At 45.7% G+C, this 15,305-nt stretch carries 15 protein-coding genes and 1 other RNA gene; 8 read left to right on the top strand and 8 right to left on the bottom strand.

Annotation, left to right across the window (positions count from 1 at the left end):
• Positions 1-4: 4 nt before the first annotated feature.
• The 4 genes from sufC to sufE are packed head-to-tail and all read left to right on the top strand — an operon-like array spanning position 5 to position 3,647.
• Complete coding sequence (gene sufC, locus ATB76_RS23835) at positions 5-751, top strand: Fe-S cluster assembly ATPase SufC (RefSeq protein WP_009699790.1); 747 nt, start codon at positions 5-7, stop codon at positions 749-751.
• The gene (gene sufD / locus ATB76_RS23830) at positions 726-2,006 is read left to right on the top strand and encodes a Fe-S cluster assembly protein SufD (RefSeq protein WP_061036204.1); all 1,281 of its coding nucleotides are present in this window, start codon (positions 726-728) and stop codon (positions 2,004-2,006) included. Before sufC ends, sufD begins: the two co-directional genes overlap by 26 nt.
• Complete coding sequence (gene sufS / locus ATB76_RS23825; RefSeq protein WP_061036203.1) at positions 2,003-3,226, top strand: cysteine desulfurase SufS; 1,224 nt, start codon at positions 2,003-2,005, stop codon at positions 3,224-3,226. Before sufD ends, sufS begins: the two co-directional genes overlap by 4 nt.
• A gap of 13 nt (positions 3,227-3,239) precedes the next feature.
• Positions 3,240-3,647, top strand: a complete 408-nt coding sequence (gene sufE, locus ATB76_RS23820) for a cysteine desulfuration protein SufE (RefSeq protein ID WP_045419329.1) — start codon at positions 3,240-3,242, stop codon at positions 3,645-3,647.
• Between the two features lie 19 nt (positions 3,648-3,666).
• On the opposite strand, the gene ATB76_RS23815 is transcribed toward sufE, so the two are convergent.
• Positions 3,667-4,065 carry a hypothetical protein gene (locus ATB76_RS23815; RefSeq protein ID WP_061036202.1) on the bottom strand — a complete coding sequence of 133 codons (399 nt, stop codon included), beginning with the start codon at positions 4,063-4,065 and terminating at the stop codon, positions 3,667-3,669.
• Between the two features lie 191 nt (positions 4,066-4,256).
• On the opposite strand from ATB76_RS23815, the gene ATB76_RS23810 reads away from it, so the two are divergent.
• Together ATB76_RS23810 and ATB76_RS23805 are read left to right on the top strand one after the other, a co-directional pair.
• A complete protein-coding gene (locus ATB76_RS23810) occupies positions 4,257-5,588 on the top strand; it encodes an aspartate aminotransferase family protein (protein ID WP_061036201.1) in 1,332 nt (443 codons plus the stop codon).
• Entirely contained in the window at positions 5,579-6,415 is an 837-nt protein-coding gene (locus ATB76_RS23805; protein ID WP_061036200.1) for a 3-keto-5-aminohexanoate cleavage protein, read from the top strand. Before ATB76_RS23810 ends, ATB76_RS23805 begins: the two co-directional genes overlap by 10 nt.
• A gap of 47 nt (positions 6,416-6,462) precedes the next feature.
• On the opposite strand, the gene ATB76_RS23800 is transcribed toward ATB76_RS23805, so the two are convergent.
• The 6 genes from ATB76_RS23800 to smpB form a co-directional block, all read right to left on the bottom strand.
• The gene (locus tag ATB76_RS23800; protein ID WP_061036199.1) at positions 6,463-7,830 is read right to left on the bottom strand and encodes a Na+/H+ antiporter NhaC family protein; all 1,368 of its coding nucleotides are present in this window, start codon (positions 7,828-7,830) and stop codon (positions 6,463-6,465) included.
• A gap of 179 nt (positions 7,831-8,009) precedes the next feature.
• The gene (locus tag ATB76_RS23795) at positions 8,010-8,585 is read right to left on the bottom strand and encodes a DedA family protein (protein ID WP_005440257.1); all 576 of its coding nucleotides are present in this window, start codon (positions 8,583-8,585) and stop codon (positions 8,010-8,012) included.
• A 145-nt stretch (positions 8,586-8,730) separates the two neighbouring features.
• The gene (locus ATB76_RS23790) at positions 8,731-10,773 is read right to left on the bottom strand and encodes an FUSC family protein (RefSeq protein WP_061036198.1); all 2,043 of its coding nucleotides are present in this window, start codon (positions 10,771-10,773) and stop codon (positions 8,731-8,733) included.
• 95 nt (positions 10,774-10,868) lie between these two features.
• Entirely contained in the window at positions 10,869-11,765 is an 897-nt protein-coding gene (locus ATB76_RS23785) for a LysR family transcriptional regulator (RefSeq protein WP_061036197.1), read from the bottom strand.
• 138 nt (positions 11,766-11,903) lie between these two features.
• Positions 11,904-12,270: a transfer-messenger RNA gene (gene ssrA, locus ATB76_RS23780) on the bottom strand.
• Positions 12,271-12,336: 66 nt separating this feature from the next.
• Positions 12,337-12,822, bottom strand: coding sequence for an SsrA-binding protein SmpB (smpB, locus tag ATB76_RS23775; RefSeq protein WP_038868779.1), 486 nt, complete (start codon positions 12,820-12,822; stop codon positions 12,337-12,339).
• Between the two features lie 119 nt (positions 12,823-12,941).
• Between smpB and ATB76_RS23770 the strand changes: the two genes are divergently transcribed.
• On the top strand, positions 12,942-13,385 hold the full coding sequence (locus tag ATB76_RS23770) for an SRPBCC family protein (RefSeq protein WP_005424743.1): 444 nt from the start codon (positions 12,942-12,944) through the stop codon (positions 13,383-13,385).
• The gene (locus ATB76_RS23765) at positions 13,375-13,677 is read left to right on the top strand and encodes an RnfH family protein (protein ID WP_038868778.1); all 303 of its coding nucleotides are present in this window, start codon (positions 13,375-13,377) and stop codon (positions 13,675-13,677) included. The genes ATB76_RS23770 and ATB76_RS23765 overlap by 11 nt, the downstream gene beginning before the upstream one ends.
• Before the next feature lie 54 nt (positions 13,678-13,731).
• Here the strand turns inward: ATB76_RS23765 and ATB76_RS23760 are convergent, their stop codons facing one another.
• Positions 13,732-14,997: an erythromycin esterase family protein gene (locus ATB76_RS23760; RefSeq protein ID WP_038868777.1), complete on the bottom strand. Its 1,266-nt coding sequence runs from the start codon at positions 14,995-14,997 to the stop codon at positions 13,732-13,734.
• Positions 14,998-15,305 lie beyond the last annotated feature (308 nt).

Below are 15,305 nucleotides of genomic sequence, written 5' to 3'. Positions count from 1 at the left end.
AAAAATGTTAACAATTAACAACTTAAAAGCCCAAATTGAAGAACAAGAAATTCTAAAAGGAGTCAATCTTCAGATTAATCCTGGAGAAATTCACGCGATTATGGGGCCTAACGGCTCCGGTAAAAGCACGCTGGCAAGTACGCTAGCGGGACGTGAAGACTACGAAATTACCGATGGAACCGTCGATTTCAACGGCAAGGATTTATTGGAATTAGATCCTGATGAACGTGCAGGCGAAGGCGTGTTCTTGGCATTCCAATACCCTGTCGAAATTCCAGGAGTAAGTAACCATCTCTTCTTACAAGCATCAGTGAATGCGGTGCGAAAATACCGTGAACTTCCTGAATTGGAACGCTTTGAACTTGCGGATTTAATTGAGGAGAAAATTGAGCTTCTCAACATGCCGAAAGACTTGCTTTCTCGTTCGGTAAACGTCGGCTTTTCTGGCGGAGAAAAGAAGCGTAATGACATATTACAAATGGCGGTACTTGACCCACAACTTTGTATTTTGGACGAGACCGATTCTGGATTAGATATTGATGCGCTTAAAGAAGTCGCTAATGGTGTAAATAGCCTAAAAGACGGCAAGCGTTCTTTCATCATTGTGACCCATTACCAACGCATTCTTGATTACATCAAACCTGACTTTGTGCACGTGCTGTATCAAGGAAAAATCATCAAATCGGGTGATTTCTCTATGGTGGCTGAGTTAGAGGAGAAGGGCTATGGTTGGCTCACCGGAGAGGAGTAACAGTCTATTGCCATTCAGTGACTATTTAAAGTCTCGTCTGACTGCGTTAGATGAGGTTGCCGAATACCATTGGCAAGCCGCATTAGCACAAGGATTACCGACTCGTCAGCATGAAGATTGGAAATACACCTCGCTTGAAGGCTTCGATGCCATTGATTTTTCCATCCAGCGTGAGACTGATGTATCGATGGCTTTCGTTCAGGCTCACAAGCTCGATATGGACGCAGAAAGGTTAGTATTTGTGAACGGTCAGTTCCAACCTAATTTGAGTGATATTGATAGCGAGGCATTTCGACTTTCTTTACTTAATGGTGATGCAAAACAAGCGTTGCCTGCCGCGATTGCACCAGAAATCTTTTTGCATCTCACGGAAGCGTTTTCCGATACGACTTTGTTGATTGAGGTGGATGCCAAACATACCGTAGCCAAGCCTATTTACTTGATGCAAATTGAGTCTCGACCTCAAGGTGGTATGGCACATCATCGTGTACACCTAAAAGTCGGACAAAGTAGCGAAGTTAACATTGTTGAGCACCTTCTTTCTGCTTGTCATGGCAATCGTGTGGCAGCAAGTTATTCCGGTTCGCGGCTTACGATGGAGGTTTCGGACAACGCTGAACTTACCCATTACAAGCTCTGCTTGGGTTCTGCGGAACATTACCATTTTGCTCACAATGATCTTTTCGTTGGACGAGATGCAAATGTATCAAGCCAGACTTTTTTGCTCTCTGGTCAATTGACACGCCACCACACCAGCTGCCAGTTAAATGGCGAAAATACAGAGATTGAAATCAACAGTCTAGCGCTACCTAGCCATCAGCAAACGTACGACACGCGTACTTACCTTGAACACAACAAAGGGCATTGCACGAGTCAGCAACTGCACAAAATTATTGCCAGTCAGCAAGGCAAAGCGGTATTTAACGGCATGATCAAAGTCGCCCCAAATGCGCTCAAAACTGACGGACAAATGGACAATCACAACTTGCTGCTAAGTAAAGTGTGTGAGGTCAACAGTAAGCCTCAACTGGAGATCTATGCGGACGATGTGAAGTGCAGTCACGGTACTACCACAGGAGCATTGAGCAAAGAGCAGGTGTTTTATTTGCAGGCTCGCGGATTGCCAAAGCACCAAGCTGAACAATTGATCACCCTTGCCTTTGCCGCGGAAGTCGCAGAGGCGATTAATATTGACGTTATTCGTGCGCTGGTTTTACAGCATATAGAGTCAAAACTAGCAGAGGTAAATGCATGAGTTCTTCCATAACAGCGCAACGAGCACATTTTCCAACCTTACATCAGGAAGTGAACAACAAGTCTTTGGTTTACTTAGACAGCGCAGCAAGTGCACATAAACCATCGGTCGTGATTGAACGAGTCGACACCTTTTATCGACATGAAAACGCAGCGGTTCATCGTGGAATTCATCATTTGAGTGCTCATGCGACAGACTTGATGGAACAAGCGCGTGATAAGGTTCAGCACTTCCTTAATGCCAAGCAGCGTGAAGAGGTGGTTTTTGTTCATGGAACCACGCATGGCATTAACCTTGTTGCGAATGCTTATGCGAAAGCGCAGTTGACTAAAGGCGATGAGATCATCGTGTCTGAAATGGAGCATCACGCCAATATCGTGCCTTGGCAAATGCTAGAACAAGACATCGGGATTAAAGTAGTGGTGTGGCCGCTAGAGTTTGATGGAAGCTTGAGTTTGGATACGCTGAAAACACTGATGACTGGTCGTACTCGCTTATTGGCGGTCACCCACGTCTCTAATGTGCTTGGTACCATTAATCAGGTCAAAAATATCATCGAGTTGGCTCATCAGAATGGCACCCGAGTGCTAGTAGATGGGGCACAAGCAGTGATGCACCAAGCGGTCGATGTACAAGAAATTGACTGCGACTTCTATGTATTTTCAGGGCATAAACTCTATGGTCCGACAGGTGTTGGGGTGTTATACGCGAAGAAAGAGCTGCTTGATATTATGCCTCCGTGGGAAGGTGGTGGTGCGATGATAAAAGAGGTCGATCTTTACCAAGGAACCACTTATAACGACGCGCCATGGCGTTTTGAAGCTGGCACTCCTAATGTTGCTGGCATTATCGGTTTAGGGTGTGCGATTGATTATGTGCTCGATCTTGGGTTTGAAGCGATTGGTCGCTATGAACAAGCATTGGTTGACTACCTCTACGATCAATTAAAGACGGTGCCAGATATTGTCATTTATGGTCCTCAAGAGCGCTGCGGCGTAGTGTCATTCAACCTTGCACAAGTGCATGCCTTTGATGTGGGTAGCTTTTTAGATAAGTACGGTGTTGCGATTCGAACGGGGCATCATTGCGCTCAACCTCTGATGAAATACTACCAAGTACCTGCGATGTGTCGTGCATCGGTTGCTTTATATAATAATCAACAAGATATTGATGTTTTGGTTTCTAGTCTAAAACGTATCCATACCTTGTTAGTCGGATAGGAAAGGGAAAGCAGTGGACCAAAAACAATTAATTAAAAACTTCAATCGATGTATTGATTGGGAAGATAAGTACTTATACATCATTTCGCTTGGCGAGAAGTTTGCTCGTTTACCGGAAGCGCTACAGACCAAACAGACGGCGATCTACGGCTGTCAAAGCCAAGTATGGATTCAGGTACAAGTGGAACAAGGAAAAGTGCAATTGTTGGGTAGCAGCGACGCGGCTTTAGTGAAAGGGCTTGTCGCTGTGGTGTGCTTGTTATTGCAAGATAAAACACCGAAGCAGTTGTTGGAGACTGATATTAAAGGTATTTTTTCTGAGTTAGGCTTACAGCAACAACTAACCCCAGCCAGAAACCAAGGCATTGAAGCCATGGTTAAGAGTATTTTTAAGCAAGTACAAGCGCTAGAAATGGCGTAATTCCCGCAGAGCTTCTGTGTTAGGTAATGGACGAGCGTTTGGCAAAGTCAGTGCGAAGGATCTTGGCTTTGTCCATCACGTCATAGCCTTTGTAGAGTTGACAGGTGAGATTGAGTGAATTAAGCGCGTAGGCTTTACATTGGGAGCGGCAGCAAAGCTCGTTATTGGCGTCATTCAATTCAGCCATCATTCTTGTGTAGAGCTTTTTTAGGCAAAGTAGATAACTCATATCATCACCACTATCACGAGCAGTCAGGGCGACGTCGAGACTCGCATGATAATACTCTGATAACCGTTTTTCAGAAGGACCATGACGATTAAGATTCATCTCTGCAAGAAAGAACTCTGAAGTGGTCGTTTGTAATCTATCCTTATAGTCGTCAATCTCTGCAGTTAGCCATGTCATCACGCAATACATAAAACACCTTCCATTTGTTACTTAATCTTAATGATAATTATTATCGTTTATAAATCAAGACTTCTTACACGTTTTTATCGTTACTCTTTAGTGTTATTCCAAATGCTCATGATGGTGTACTTTTCTTACCTTGCGTATAAGTCCCGTCTTACTGACTATGCTTAGAAAATAGTCACTAGGAAGGGACGCTCATGTCTTACGTGTTTCACCGTCATTGCCACGCCAAATTGCCCACTATCGCCAGAGGGGAAGGGGTTTACCTGTTCGATAATCAAGGCAACCAATATCTCGATGCTTGCGGCGGTGCTGCTGTATCAAACCTTGGGCACAGCCACCAAGCTGTTAAACAAGCCATGCTCGACCAAATCGAAAAAGTACCTTTTGCTCATACTGGCTTTTTTACTAGTGAAGTAAGTGAGCAGTTGGCTGAGTTGATTTGCCAGCAAATGCCATCGCAATTCAATCACGTCTACTTAGTCAGTGGGGGCTCTGAAGCGGTTGAATCTGCACTAAAGATGGCAAGACAATACTTTGTGGAATGTGGTAAGCCAGAGAAAAAGCAGTTTATTGCTCGCCAGCAAAGTTATCACGGTAATACGCTTGGTGCGTTGGCTGTTGGTGGTAACGAATGGCGGCGTGAGCCTTTTAAACCCATTTTGCACCCAAGCCATCACATTGCGCCGTGCTATGCCTATCGTCATCAAAGAGAAGGTGAATCAGAGCTCGATTACTCACTGAGAGCAGCCAATGAACTTGAAGCTAAAATTTTAGAACTGGGCTCGGATAACGTCATGGCATTTGTTGCAGAGCCGATTGTTGGCGCAACAGCTGGCGCAGTACCTGCCACTCAAGGTTACTTCAAACGAATACGAGAGATTTGCGATCGCTATGATGTGTTGCTGATCATGGATGAAGTGATGTGTGGCGTTGGACGTAGCGGTAGCTTTTTTGCTTTTGAACAAGAGCAAGCCGTCCCAGATTTAGTCTGCATGGCGAAAGGATTAGGTGCGGGTTATCAACCTATCGGAGCCGTTGTTGCCAATGACAGAGTCTATCAAGCAATCGCGTCTGGTAGTGGCTTCTTTCAACATGGGCATACTTTTATGGCGCATCCCGTCGCATGCGCAGCCGCCGTTGCAACCATTCAGACCATCGGTGACCAAAAGCTCCTGCAAGCCGTCAACCAACAAGGAGCAATGTTAAAAAGAGAACTCGAATCGGCGCTTTCAGACTTCCCGTATTTTGGAGATATTCGTGGTAAAGGGCTGTTTCTTGGCATTGAGCTTGTCGCAGACAAAGTAAGTAAAACACCGCTGCCTAATTCAACTTTGGCAGACAAAAAGATCAAGCAACAAGCGATGGCAAATGGGTTGATGTGTTACCCAATGGGCGGAACGATTGATGGTGTAAGCGGACATCATATCCTTCTTGCCCCACCTTTTATCATCGAACGAAACCACATTGACGAGCTGGTGGAAAAGCTCTCTCGTACACTCAAAGAGGTGTCGCAAACATGGCAATAAGTTCCCCAACTGAAAGAGCTCGAATCGCGATTATTGTTGCGCCCAATGGAGCGAGAAAAACCAAGCAAGCCCATGCTCAATTGCCGATGACTATTGAAGAAATGGTTGTCGAGGCGAAAGCATGTCAAACGGCAGGGGCTGCCATGATCCATTTGCACGCGAGAGATGCGCAAGGCAGGCATTCTCTAGAGGTTGATGACAACTTAGAAATCTACCACGCGGTGAAAGCTGCGGTTGGTGATTCGATGATTGTTCAGCTCACGACTGAGGCTGTTGGGACGTATTCGCCACAACAGCAAATGGCGCTGGTTAAAGCGGTAAAACCAGAAGCCGCTTCTTTTGCTTTGCGTGAACTGATTCCTGATGAGCAGAGTGAAGAGCAAGGTTTTGTCTTTTTTGACTGGGTCGCTGAACAGGGCATTCTCAACCAAATCATTTTGTATGATCAGGCAGACATTGAGCGCTATTTATCCCTAAGAGAGCGAGGCGTTTTACCAAAGCAAAATAAACACGCGTTAGTGGTACTTGGTCGATATCATGAGGCTCAACAATCTTCGCCATGGGATTTACGGGCACTGCATTTAGAGCGATTTATCGAAGAGAAGGTTAGGTGTGCCGTGTGCGCGTTTGGCGCGAGAGAGCAAGACTGTTTAACCCATGCATTGTTATTGGGATTGGATATTCGGGTAGGCTTTGAGAACAACCATTTGAGTGCTGATGGTCAGCCCGCGAACAGCAATGCGGAGCAAGTTCAACGATTAAAAGAGATCTGTGAATTGCTCGATGTGCCACTGCATGATGCGGAGAGTTTTCGAGAATCCATTTAGCAACAGGTACAAAAAAGGCTCCAATCGGAGCCTTCTTCAAATGTATTTTAGTTTTCAGCCTGAGTCACTGTTTGGCGCGCTGGGTGTTTGATAAACACCGCTACGACAGCGGCAATTGCCAGAGCAAAACAGTAGTAAGAGTTCGCAACAACTTCTAGTGGAGAAAGGTTAAATACCGAGCCCAATAGCAGAACCTGTGCACCGTATGGCAATACACCTTGGATAACACACGAGAAGATATCCAACAAACTTGCAGAGCGACGCGGTGAAACGTTGTTCTCTTCTGCCAGTTGGCGAGCCACGCTACCTGATACGATGATGGCAACGGTGTTGTTAGCGGTACAGGTATTCACCATCGAAACCAGACCGGCAATACCTAGTTCGCTTGCACGGCCATTTGCTTCTTTCGAGTGGCTAGAACCAAACGTACGGATGATGCCGCTCACTAGGTTAGTTAGGAACGCGAGGCCACCTTGGCGACGCATAAGCTCACTCAAGCCACCAATCAGCATAGATAGCAAGAAGATCTCTTGCATGTTGCCAAAGCCTGAGTAGATGTCTTGTGCGAAGTTGGTTAGACCGTAATCATCGATAGAAGACAAGCTCACGCCACCCGCTAAAACGATACCAATAGTAAGCACGACAAACACATTCATGCCTGATACAGCAAGGATAAGAATCGTCACATATGGCAGCACTTTCAGCCATTCAATAGGGCCCGTTTCTGGTACTTGAGTTGCTGTGCTGTTGAAGGCAAAGATCACAAGCGCCACCAGTGCTGCAGGCAGTGCGATACGGATGTTCTCTTTGAACTTGTCCTTCATCTCACAGCCTTGAGAGCGTGTTGCCGCAATGGTGGTGTCTGAGATGATCGAAAGGTTATCACCAAACATTGCGCCGCTAAGTACTACACCAGCAGTCAATGGAAGGCTCATACCCGCTGATTGAGCAATGCCAAGAGCAACAGGCGCAACTGCAGCGATGGTGCCCATTGAGGTGCCCATTGCCGTCGCGATAAACGCAGAAATCAGGAAGATACCCGGCAAGATCATGCTAGTTGGAATCGCAGATAGACCAAGGTTAACGGTCGCATCTACGCCGCCAGACGCTTTTGCTACCGCAGCAAAGGCACCAGCAAGCAGGTAGATCATACACATCGCGATGATGTCTTGATGACCAACGCCACGCATAAAGTGTTCGATAGAACGATTGAGTTTGTCTTTGCTTAAGATGAGCGCAAGGATCACCGCAGGCAATACCGCGATAGGCGCTGGCAATTGGTAGAACGCGAAATCAACGCCTTGCAAAGATAAGTAAGTGCCCACGCCAATAAACAGCGCAAGGAATAGCACTAAAGGTAAAAGTGCGACCGCTGATGGTGCGATTGCTTTATTAGAATTTTGAGAACCAGACATGTGAACGACAACATAATCAATAAATAAGGCGAGCAGACTAATCTGACACCAAAGACTTGTCAACGTCTAGACGTCTAAATGGCTGGTTATTTTTAATCGAAAAGACCAATAAAAAAGGCTCACATAACATATCTTATTGATACCGTGAGCCTTTGTGGAATTATATTGGTTTAGAGCATTTACGCTTTTTTTCGTTTGAGAAGCGCGAAGATCATCAGTGAGAACAGCAGTGCTGCGCTAGACCAAACCACGTAGCGATGATCGGTATAGAACTGGCTAAGGACGCTCAAATGCTCAAACGCGAAGTTGGTGAGCAAACTGAACACGGCAACCCAAATGGTGGTTGCAAGCGCGTTACCTAATAAGAACTCTTTGCGCGGCATTTTAGCAATACCGCAAGCAAGCGGCATGAACTGCTTCATCCCTTCCACGAATCGGCTAACAACCAAACAAGCAGGACCATACTTCTGAATTGTACTTTGTAGCTTCTGCATTTTGGGACCAGAAATATAGCCTTTCTTGTCTAACCAACCTTCAAAGTAATAGCCAATCAGGTAGCCGCACGTGTTGCCAAAAAAGCAACTCAACCAAGAGACTATCATCACTAGGCTAAGGTTCATGACATGCTCAGATGAAATGATAGACGCCGCAATCATCAGCGATTGCCCCGGCATCGGAATACCAATGCCTTCAAGAAAGATGCTGACGATAAGGGCGAGATAGCCATATTGCTCAAGCAGAGGCTTCATCGCCATCAATAGTTCATTTATGTGTTCCAAACGCTTTCCTCTAACAAAAGTGGAACGAAGCTGGAGTGATACTCCTGTTAGTTAGCTTGGTCAATCGACGTTGTTCTCAGTCAGTAAAATCTGACACGCCGTTGATAATAGTGCTGCGTATTTAGTCTTTTAGGTTACGCCTTACTAAGTCGTGCATTTGCTTAATGGTCATCAATGCTAACCAGATGATCTCTTCGACAGACCGTTGACCAGCTGTTGAGGAGGGGTGATCGGCATCGGTTTTATTGCTCAGCACTGGCAGCTCATGCACGCGATTGTCACGAATCGTACCGATCAACGCATCCATCGCATCATGAATCAGACGTTCGACTTGGAGTGAGCCTTGGTAGTGGGTGCCCGTTCTCACTAGAGGGATAAGCAAGCAGAGGTAGTGACTCAACAAGCGATAATGGCTCAACATATCTTCGTAATAATGCGGATCAGCGCGAGTGTGCCTTGGCTCTTGCTGCATCTCATTGTAAATCAGTTCAAGGTCGCTTTCAGCAGTGAGCATAGCGGCACGTTGCTTAGTGAGCGCCATATGATCACGTTGCTCTGTGTCGACTTGTAACTGCTCATAGCAATACACAAATAAGCTTTTTGAACTATCTAGTGCTTTTAATGCTTGGGTATGAATCTCCTTACCTCGCCACTGCGGCCACAATAAGCCATAACCGAGCAAGACAATTGCGCCTCCGACGACATTGTCGATCAGGCGTGGTGCGGCAAAGTCGAGCCCTTGGTGTGCCATGGTCTGATAAACCAAAATTAACAGTGCGGTAATACAGCCAATCGCCAGCGAGTAATGACGCATAATATTGAGCATTGCGACAGGTAATAGAACTGCGATCAATGCAAGCAGAATGGTCGTCGGAACACCAAGGTGAATCAATGAGGTGGCGAACAATACCCCAAGCGCTGTACCTAAACAGCGTTGCCAAGTTTTACTTCGGGTTGCCAAGAAACTTGGCTGGATCACCATTAACATGGAAATCAACACCCAATCCGGGCGAATCAATTCAAAGTATTCAGCAATCCCAGCGCCAAGCGCAAACATCAAACCAACGCGAGTCACGTGGCGCCAAATCGGGTTGCCTTGACTTGGTAAACGGAAAGACAGTTCGAATGGTTGCACATCAAAGGAACGTTCATAAGCGGGTTCATTGAGCTCAATACGACGAGAAATATGCTTGACCGCGTATGCCCAGTAGCGAAAGCGAGGTTGGTCTTCTAGCTTCACCGCCTCAATCAAGTCATGAGCTTCCTGCTCTAGTGAGCTCAAGTGCTCCATCTCTTCATGCGTGTTATGCAAAAGCTGCTTGGCTTTGTGCCTTAATCTTTGCTGACAGTGTTGGCTCCAAACCAAGAGCAGATCTCGTTTCGGTTTACTGGATTGAAATTGCTTGAGCAGATCAGGGTTGCTGGTATGGCTGCTCAAGATGACTTCAAATGTATCGAGCGCCAAAAACAAAGCCTGACGTAATGAGTTGGCGTCTTCATGTTTCGAGCGAAAAGATTCCGATTGCAGCGCTTGTTGGAATAGTTCAATCAACTGATATTTGATGCGTCGTTTCGGAGCATCGTTTTCGCTTCCAAGCAAGAAAGCTTGGCGATATTGAATATAGTCCGCTAGTGTCTCGTAAATCGCAGAAAGACAAACGCGCAGTGCGTAATGCTTCCATAAGGCAAACCAAAGCCAACTGAACAGCGCAAAAGTGAGTGGCCCCAACACCAACATAGGATAGAGGCCCACTACCGCACTGGAATTATGCAGCGACAAGCTCACGACCGCGATCAGTAAGCTCGACATGCCAAGACGTCCCCAAAACGGACCATTCACTGCTGTACTGGCCAATACTGCTCCCATCGCGCCGTAAGTCAGCCACAGTGGTAAGCCCATATTCAGCAGAGCATAACTGATGACGAGCGTAATGCTCCACGTAAAAGCGGTAATCGCAAAGCGTGTCCAGCGTCTAGGACCGGCAGTGTCTAAACCGCTGATCAAGGCTGCGGGCATGGTCATTAAAGCCGTCATAGCGAGATTGATTTGGTTGAATAGCACACCCAAACCCATGAACAGAACAATCGCGCTGGTGGCACGCAGACCAAGGTTGACAGAAGGGGAGTACCAGATTTTACGCAGAAAGGCAGGAGATAACGTCATAAACCCTCATTACAGTTGGCAACCCCTTCAGTGTAACGCGAATATCTTTAGATGTGCTGGCTTCAACCACAGATTGAAAAATTGAAGCGGAGTCGTTACTTAATCGACGCATCTCCAAGCTGAGTAAATAGCCAATCATTGAACAGCGATACTTTTCGCGCTGCGAGACGGTAGTTCGGCACAAATACGTAATAGCCATAATGGCTAAGCATACTCAGTTGTTGGATGTGGTAGACCTCATCTCTCGACATCGCCTGTTGCACCATAAAATCAGGCAGAAGAGCAAGCCCTTTGCCAAGCTTGACCGCTTCATAAGAAAGATAGAAATGCTCATGACCGACGGGGTGATAATGAATCGCGCTTTGCAGACATTGTTCTAGTTTGAACTGCTCCCACAACTGCGGGCGTGTCGTTTGAGGAATAAATGCGAAATCCGCAATGGACTGTTTGTCGTTACATGTTGAAGAACTTGATGAGCCCGTTAGCAGCAGCGTTTCTTGACGCAACAATCGACCATGTTCGTAGTGACTAGAAAGAGGAAGGCAACGGATGGTGATGTCGCTGTCTACGTCTAGCTGATTTACTGGACCATCACTGGTGCGAACTTTAACGCGGATATTAGGATGGATTTGATGGAATGCATCAATGTTTGGCACCAACCACAAACTGGCGAAAGAAGGCGTAACATCGACTACCAATAATTCTTGCTCTGTGTCCGTTTGGATCAAGCTTGCCGTCGCATGTTGGATGATCTCCAACGCTTCAGTTACCTTGGGTAAGTAACGTTTTCCTTCTTCGGTGAGCTCAATACCGTTGATACCACGTTGAATTAAAGGCAGCCCAACCAGTTGCTCTAACGTCGCAATCTGTTTGCTCACTGCACCTTGAGTTACGCACAAACTCTCTGCCGCTTTAGAAAAACTCAGATGGTTAGCAACCGCAACAAAGGTTCGAAGTGCACGAATAGAAGGGTATTTACTGCCTTTTAGCATGATCTCATGTCCATTGATGAATGCTTAACCACAGACTAAGAGATTTTGGCTAGGAATCAAAGCGATGAGTTGAGGGGGAGATACAAATTGCAGATACAAAAAGGGCCAACCCTTTCGAGTTGGCCCTTTCCAAACGTTTGGTGGAGCTGGCGGGAGTTGAACCCGCGTCCAAAAATCATTCATCATTGGTACTACATGCTTAGTCGATCTTTAATTTCACCAGCAACCTGCGAACCGACACGCTAGTTAAAGGCTAACCTGAATTATAATTCGCGCTTTTCCTCTCAGGTGGGAGAAGCCACGCTAGCTAGTTTGGGTTTGATCTCTTATTGGTCCCCGTCTTACGAGCGGAAGCTAGGGTAAGAGAGCTCTAAGCAGGTTATTAAGCTGCTAGTGCGTAGTTTTCGTCGTTTGCGACTATTTTTTTGCGGCTTTTTACGTGGCCAACCGCCCCACGGCATGCACCTCAGACTTCAAAATTCCTGTCGAATCCTAAATCAGCCCCAAGTGTTATCCGCATAGTACCAGAAAAGCTTTCCTTGTCTAGCTCTGTGCGTTTAAGTGCTCAAGATTAACGCAAGTTACTCTTCATGATACGTGCTTTATCGCGAGCCCAATCTTTTTCTTTCATATCAGTACGTTTGTCGTGAAGCTTTTTACCTTTTGCAACACCGATTTTGATCTTCACCCAAGAGCGAGACCAGTACAGTGACAGTGCTGCTAGCGTCATACCTTCACGGTTAATGCGACCAAGAAGGTTGTCGAGTTCACGACGACTCATCAATAGCTTACGCACACGTGTAGGGTTTGCGACAACGTGAGTTGATGCTTGATTAAGAGGAGTGATGGTCATTCCGCTCACAAAAGCCTCACCGTCACGCATGAAAACATAGCTTTCGGCGATATTAGCTTTTCCTTGGCGAAGGGCTTTCACTTCCCAGCCTTGTAGCTCCAAGCCGGCTTCAATTTCATCGTCAATGAAGTATTCGTGGCGAGCTTTTTTATTCAGCGCGATAGTGTTGCTACCCGCTTTTTGCTTTGATTTTTTCTTTACCATAATGGGCTCATTATACGGGTTGGATATACGTTAGGAAATCCTTTTATTTGCGCTATCGTGGAATAAAAGTAAAATTGGCACAAGCCTTAAAACATGTACGCGTATCGATAGGAGTGTGTATGAAGCAAATCAGCCGTTCTGCTTTGGTGTCTTTTAGTGCAGAGCAGATGTTCGATCTGGTCAATGATGTTTCGAAGTATCCTGAGTTTCTACCTGGTTGTTCAGGTTCACGAATCATTGAGTCTTCGGGCGAGGGTATGGTGGCTTCTGTCGATGTTGCGAAAGCGGGTATCAGCAAAACGTTCACAACTTCAAATGAACTCATCCCAGGTCAGGCGATTATGATGAACTTGGTGGATGGTCCCTTTAAGACGCTGCGTGGTGGTTGGATCTTCACTGCTTTGGATGAGCAAGCGTGTAAAGTAGAACTAAAACTTGAGTTTGAGTTTTCGAGCAAAATGATCGAAATGGCTTTCGGCAAAATATTTAATGAGCTAACCAGTAATATGGTGAACGCTTTTACTAAACGTGCGAAACAGGTGTACGAGTGTTATGAGTATTGAGTCGGACATGATTCACGTTGAGGTGGTGTATGCGCTTCCTCAAGAACAACGTGTGTTTAATCTAGTTGTGAACAAACAAGCGACAGTTGAAGAGATCATTCGTCAATCTGGTGTTCTGGAACTGTACCCTGAAGTTGATTTGAAAAAGAATAAAGTCGGCGTATACAGTCGAAATGTTCGTTTAGATGCAACTATCCGTGATAAAGATCGTATCGAGATATACCGACCGTTATTGGCCGATCCAAAGGAAATTCGCCGTAAACGTGCAGAGCAAGCAAAAGCAGCTAAGTAACGCTTATGGACAGCTGAAAAACCTCCCAAATGGGAGGTTTTTTGTTTTAAGGCGCTATCTTGGAGAGTCAATAGAGCTTGGTGTTTCTGTTCTGGTGTAGATGATGCCGTCGGCCAGTTCTGTAGCGTAGTTGATTGGCTGCTTAATGATGCTATTTGGGTACGTTAAGTTTGCGATATCTTCCATTTTTATGAACGCATTCTCGACGCCATTTTTTGCTAAGAGTTTCTCGACACTTCCCAGCTCATTTGTTGCGAAATGAGGGATAGCACGTAACTCAGGGTCTGATTCCATTGGTGTAATGTAACCGTCTTCAAAAGCATGGATTAAGCTATATACCTCATTAGGGTTTACTTGCTGTTTTAAGTGCCAAAATGCCCCTGTGCTGTCTGGCCAAGCACCAACATAACTGCTGATGTGGACGTTATGTCCCCACGCCAAAATACTTTTTTGTGGTAACCATTCTTTTTGTAACCAGCGCAAGTTGTCCGCTTGCATGATCTCATCTGGATTGTAGGTGTCAAACCAACGGCTTTGAACGTGGGCTTGCATGCTTTTGACTATCTGTAACCAAAAAGTCGCATACTCACGAAAATCTTGGCGCTCTGTGAGTGGAGGAAGGTGTTGTTCGGCTTTCATTTGAGACATTACGGAGTTGAGTGAAGCCAGTTGGTTGATAAAGGCTTGTTGTGCGCTGTTATCTGGCTTATCGAAATACCAAGGGCACATCATGGCTTCGCCATTGGCGATAAAACTTTGCCAATCAAGGTTGATGAGTTGATATTTTTCGACGAAGGTTTGCATCTCCGGCAGCATGAGGCTACAAGCTGGATCGCTACTGTGTCTACCATCAAAAGCAACCAAATACAGTGGTGTGTCGGTAAACGCTTGCTGTTCTACGTATTCATAGAGTGGGTAAATCTCAGGGGTTTCAGCGTACAAGAACATGAAGGAGTACAGCATGGCATCTCGAACATCGGTCACTTCTCCATCCATTAATCTCTGCCAAAGGCGAAGGCCGTCATACAGTCCACTTTCCATGGCGAGTACATCTATTTCACCTTCTTGATGCAGGTATTTGGTTATTCGCGACTTGGCTTTAAAGCCTTGTGCACCACCATGCGTTGCTTCTCCTAAACCAATGAATGATTTTCCAGCGACAGCTTGTTTTACGGCCTCCAAGTCGGAGTTATCCGTGTGGTTAAACTCCAAGCTTTTTATGTGAGATGTTATGTGGATTTGTTCTTGGTTATCGTCCTCACCACATCCAAGCAGAGCTAGAGAAGATAAGGCAAGCAAACCGCATGATAGTGCTTTCATTTTCGTGTTCCTACATGAAAAATTCTACACTCAGAATAGGTGTGCTTAGTTGCATAGAAAACTAACGTGAAAATGATCTGCGAGTTTATTCAAATATTCCAATGAGTAAGAGAACAAATAACGAGATAGTTTGTGATTGGGTTTATGGGGTTATGGAAGCAATAAAAAAGCCTCCGGCGAGGCTGTCTCTTATACACAAATCCCCAAGCTTGTAGCTTGGGGATTTTTTTTGAACTCTTTCAAGTGTGTGTGATCTGATCACTTAGTAATCCTTACTGAAACACTAAGATGACACACTCAGACGCTAA

Origin of the sequence: Vibrio sp. MOR3, assembly GCF_001557775.1 — a bacterium.
GTDB classification, from domain to species: Bacteria; Pseudomonadota; Gammaproteobacteria; order Enterobacterales; family Vibrionaceae; genus Vibrio; species Vibrio jasicida.
The sequence above is the reverse complement of the archived record's forward strand: the minus strand, read 5'-3'. Positions and strand labels throughout refer to the sequence as shown.

Excerpts from the sequence above, each read along its gene's own strand:
- ATB76_RS23770 (WP_005424743.1), top strand. The coding sequence starts at position 12,942 with ATGAAGCAAATCAGCCGTTCTGCTTTGGTGTCTTTTAGTGCAGAGCAG.
- ATB76_RS23760 (WP_038868777.1), bottom strand. The coding sequence starts at position 14,997 with ATGAAAGCACTATCATGCGGTTTGCTTGCCTTATCTTCTCTAGCTCTG.
- ATB76_RS23810 (WP_061036201.1), top strand. The coding sequence starts at position 4,257 with ATGTCTTACGTGTTTCACCGTCATTGCCACGCCAAATTGCCCACTATC.
- ATB76_RS23800 (WP_061036199.1), bottom strand. The coding sequence starts at position 7,830 with ATGTCTGGTTCTCAAAATTCTAATAAAGCAATCGCACCATCAGCGGTC.
- ATB76_RS23795 (WP_005440257.1), bottom strand. The coding sequence starts at position 8,585 with ATGGCGATGAAGCCTCTGCTTGAGCAATATGGCTATCTCGCCCTTATC.
- ATB76_RS23805 (WP_061036200.1), top strand. The coding sequence starts at position 5,579 with ATGGCAATAAGTTCCCCAACTGAAAGAGCTCGAATCGCGATTATTGTT.
- sufS (WP_061036203.1), top strand. The coding sequence starts at position 2,003 with ATGAGTTCTTCCATAACAGCGCAACGAGCACATTTTCCAACCTTACAT.
- ATB76_RS23765 (WP_038868778.1), top strand. The coding sequence starts at position 13,375 with ATGAGTATTGAGTCGGACATGATTCACGTTGAGGTGGTGTATGCGCTT.
- sufD (WP_061036204.1), top strand. The coding sequence starts at position 726 with ATGGTTGGCTCACCGGAGAGGAGTAACAGTCTATTGCCATTCAGTGAC.
- sufC (WP_009699790.1), top strand. The coding sequence starts at position 5 with ATGTTAACAATTAACAACTTAAAAGCCCAAATTGAAGAACAAGAAATT.
- ATB76_RS23815 (WP_061036202.1), bottom strand. The coding sequence starts at position 4,065 with ATGTATTGCGTGATGACATGGCTAACTGCAGAGATTGACGACTATAAG.
- ATB76_RS23785 (WP_061036197.1), bottom strand. The coding sequence starts at position 11,765 with ATGCTAAAAGGCAGTAAATACCCTTCTATTCGTGCACTTCGAACCTTT.
- ATB76_RS23790 (WP_061036198.1), bottom strand. The coding sequence starts at position 10,773 with ATGACGTTATCTCCTGCCTTTCTGCGTAAAATCTGGTACTCCCCTTCT.
- smpB (WP_038868779.1), bottom strand. The coding sequence starts at position 12,822 with ATGGTAAAGAAAAAATCAAAGCAAAAAGCGGGTAGCAACACTATCGCG.